This is a genomic window from Komagataeibacter saccharivorans, assembly GCF_003207825.1.
Taxonomy (GTDB): Bacteria; Pseudomonadota; Alphaproteobacteria; order Acetobacterales; family Acetobacteraceae; genus Komagataeibacter; species Komagataeibacter saccharivorans.
Map to the genome: position 1 here is coordinate 1 of NZ_NKTY01000060.1, position 3,036 is coordinate 3,036.

3 protein-coding genes are annotated in these 3,036 nt (G+C 64.4%); 2 read left to right on the top strand and 1 reads right to left on the bottom strand.

What is annotated here, in order from left to right:
* Positions 1-94: 94 nt before the first annotated feature.
* The gene (gene recD2 / locus CFR79_RS15130) at positions 95-1,894 is read right to left on the bottom strand and encodes an SF1B family DNA helicase RecD2 (protein ID WP_258373657.1); all 1,800 of its coding nucleotides are present in this window, start codon (positions 1,892-1,894) and stop codon (positions 95-97) included.
* Positions 1,895-2,135: 241 nt separating this feature from the next.
* Between recD2 and CFR79_RS15135 the strand changes: the two genes are divergently transcribed.
* Together CFR79_RS15135 and CFR79_RS15140 are read left to right on the top strand one after the other, a co-directional pair.
* Positions 2,136-2,324 carry a hypothetical protein gene (locus CFR79_RS15135; protein ID WP_070325067.1) on the top strand — a complete coding sequence of 63 codons (189 nt, stop codon included), beginning with the start codon at positions 2,136-2,138 and terminating at the stop codon, positions 2,322-2,324.
* 13 nt (positions 2,325-2,337) lie between these two features.
* Positions 2,338-3,036 (top strand): recombinase family protein (locus CFR79_RS15140; protein ID WP_258373658.1); only part of this gene is annotated, 699 nt, incomplete at its 3' end.

Genomic DNA, 3,036 nt, shown 5'->3' on the forward strand with positions numbered 1-3,036 from the left:
CGCAGGTAGTACCGCGTCCCTATCTCTTAAATCGTTCATGCTTCATAGCTGAACCAGGCCAGAAGTATTCAGCAAGGCGTCAGTCGCCGGGAGCTTACACCTTGTCGCCCGGACCATAGGTCCAGCCGAACCGCTCGACCTTCACCTCGTCCGGCGGGTTCAGCGCCTGCTGCAATTCGATATTCAGCGACCGCGCCCCAAGGCCACCCCGGTTCATCGGGCAAAGCACCTGCACGTCGCGAACAGGGTCCAGCCCGAACCGCGCCGGGATGCGATCCCTCACCACGGCCAGCAACTTGCGCAGCCCGACCTCGGGCTCGGCCGCCTCCACGAAGTAGAAATCCGATCCCTCTTCCGCGCTCAGTTCGGGCATCCTGCCCTCGTTGATCCGATGCGCATTGGTGATGATCCGGCTCTGTGCCGCCTGACGGAACACCTCGGTCAGCCGCACCACAGGCACGGCGTTGGAGCCGATGATGTCGGCCAGCACCTGCCCCGGCCCGACCGACGGCAACTGGTCCACATCGCCGACGATCAGCAACGCGGCGTTGTCAGGCAAGGCGCGCAGCAGGGATCGCATCAGCAGCACATCGACCATGCTGGCCTCGTCCACGACCAGCAGATCGCAGGTCAGCGGGTTGGTATCATCCCGCTTGAAGGTGCCACTGGCCGGATCCGTCTCCAGCAGTCGATGGATGGTCTTGCCTTCCAGTCCGGTGCTTTCCGACAGGCGCTTCGCCGCCCGACCGGTCGGGGCGCAGAGCTGCACGTCCGTGCCCTTGGCGGTCACGATCTTCAGGATGGCGTTGACCAGCGTGGTCTTGCCCACGCCAGGACCACCCGTGATCACCAGCACCTTGCTGTTCAGGGCAAGGCGCACCGCCTCCTGCTGGCTGGGCGCGAGCGCAAGCCCGGTCTTCCGTTCCACCCAGGTCATGGCCTTTCCAGCGTCGATCTCGGGCCAGGGCGGACGGCCGACGACACAGGCACGCAATCGCTCGGCGATGCTCTGCTCCGCGCGATAGAGACCCGCCAGGAAGATGCATCCCGTCTCGCCCACGCTGTCGGCAATAACGTCGCCCGCCTCCAGCTCCAACGTGAGAGCCGTCTCGATCAGGGGTGCCGCGACCTCCAGCAGTTCGGCGGTGCTGGTCAGCAACTCCCGGACCGGCAGGCCACAATGCCCCTCATCCATGGCCTCGCCAAGCGCGTAGGAGATCCCGGCCCGCACCCGGATCATGGCGTCGGCCGCAATCCCCATCTTCCGGGCAATCTGGTCGGCGGTCTTGAAGCCGATCCCCCGGATGTCCTTCGCGAGCCGGTAGGGGTTCTCGCTGATCAGTTGGACCGCGTCCTGCCCGTAGGTCTTGAAGATCCTTACCGCCCGCGAGGTGCCGACGCCGTTGCTGTGCAGAAACAGCATGATCTCGCGGATCACCTTCTGGTCCGCCCAGCCACCGACAATCCGTTCGGCCCGCTTGGGGCCGATGCCCGTCACCTCCCGCAGACGTCCAGGTTCCTGCTCGATCAGGTCGAACACCGCCTCGCCGAACGCTTTCACCAGCTTCTTCGCGTAGACCGGACCGATGCCCCGGATCATGCCGGAGCCAAGATAGCGCTCGATCCCCTCAACCGTGGTCGGCGGACTGGCTTTGAGAAACTCCGCCTTGAACTGCAACCCGTGGGTGTGATCATTGAACCAGCGCCCCGACATCTGCACGAACTCGCCTGCCGAGATCATGGCGGCATGGCCGACAACAGTGACCAGATCGCGCTGCCCCCGCACCTTCACCCGCAGGACGCAGAAGCCGTTCTCGGCGTTGTGGAACGTCACCCGCTCCACGAGGCCAGCCAGCGCTTCCGTGGGCGAAGAGTCGATGGCGCGCCCGCTCATCCGACCTGCCGGAAGAACGGCACTCCCGTATCGTTCATGACTCGCCCTCCCCTTCCGTGATGCCGCCGTAAGCCAGTATTTGTACGACGCGCCACTATCCGGGACTACCCATAACTACGATTCCGCACTCTGGAGCACGCGCATGCACGCCTTCTCGTATTACCGTTTTCCATTGAAGTAACAGTCATCTGTCCGGATCGTGTGTCTGTTTTCCTTGCCTTACGGTCGGAAGAGAGCGACGATGACGGACAGACCCAGCCAGTCCATTGCCACGGCGTATCGGCCGCCCGAGCCCGAGTTGCGGCTCGTCCTGCGCCCCAATGCCCCCGACCCGCGTCTTGTGGCGCTGGTCCGCCTCATGGCCCGTCGTGCGGCACGGGACTGGTTCCGGTCGCAGCAACAGGAGCAGCGCCGCCGCTCCGGACCGTAAGGGATACCCCGTCATGAAGGTCGCGCTCTACGCCCGCTATTCCTCCGACAACCAGCGCGACGCCTCGATCGCCGACCAGCTTCGGGTCTGCCGCACCCACGCGGAGAAGCAGGGCTGGAGCATCGTCGAGGAGTATACCGACCACGCCATCTCGGGTGCCTCCCTGATGCGGCCCGGCATCCAGGCGCTGATCGCGGATGCACAGCGCGGACGGTTCCAGATCGTGCTGGCCGAAGCGATGGACCGTTTGTCCCGAGACCAGGAGGACATCGCCGGCGTCTTCAAGCGCATGAACTATGCTGGCGTGCGGATCGTCACTCTCTCCGAGGGCGAGGTGTCGCATCTGCATGTCGGCCTCAAGGGCACGATGAACGCCCTGTTTCTGAAAGACCTGGCCGAGAAGACGCATCGCGGCCTGCGAGGCCGGGTCGAACAGGGCAAGTCCGGCGGCGGCAATGCCTACGGCTATGACGTGGTGCGCAAGCTCGACGCCAACGGCGAGCCGATCCGGGGCGACCGCACCATCAATCCAGCGGAAGCCGACGTGGTCCGTCGCATCTTCCGCGACTTCGCAGCCGGACTGGGACCACGCGCGATCGCCTTCCGCCTCAATGGGATCACGACACGAAAGTGTATTTTACGTACGCTTGGAGTGAACACCTGTAGAACTGGCCACATTGAGGTTCACGCAACAAGTAGGGATGCAGGTACC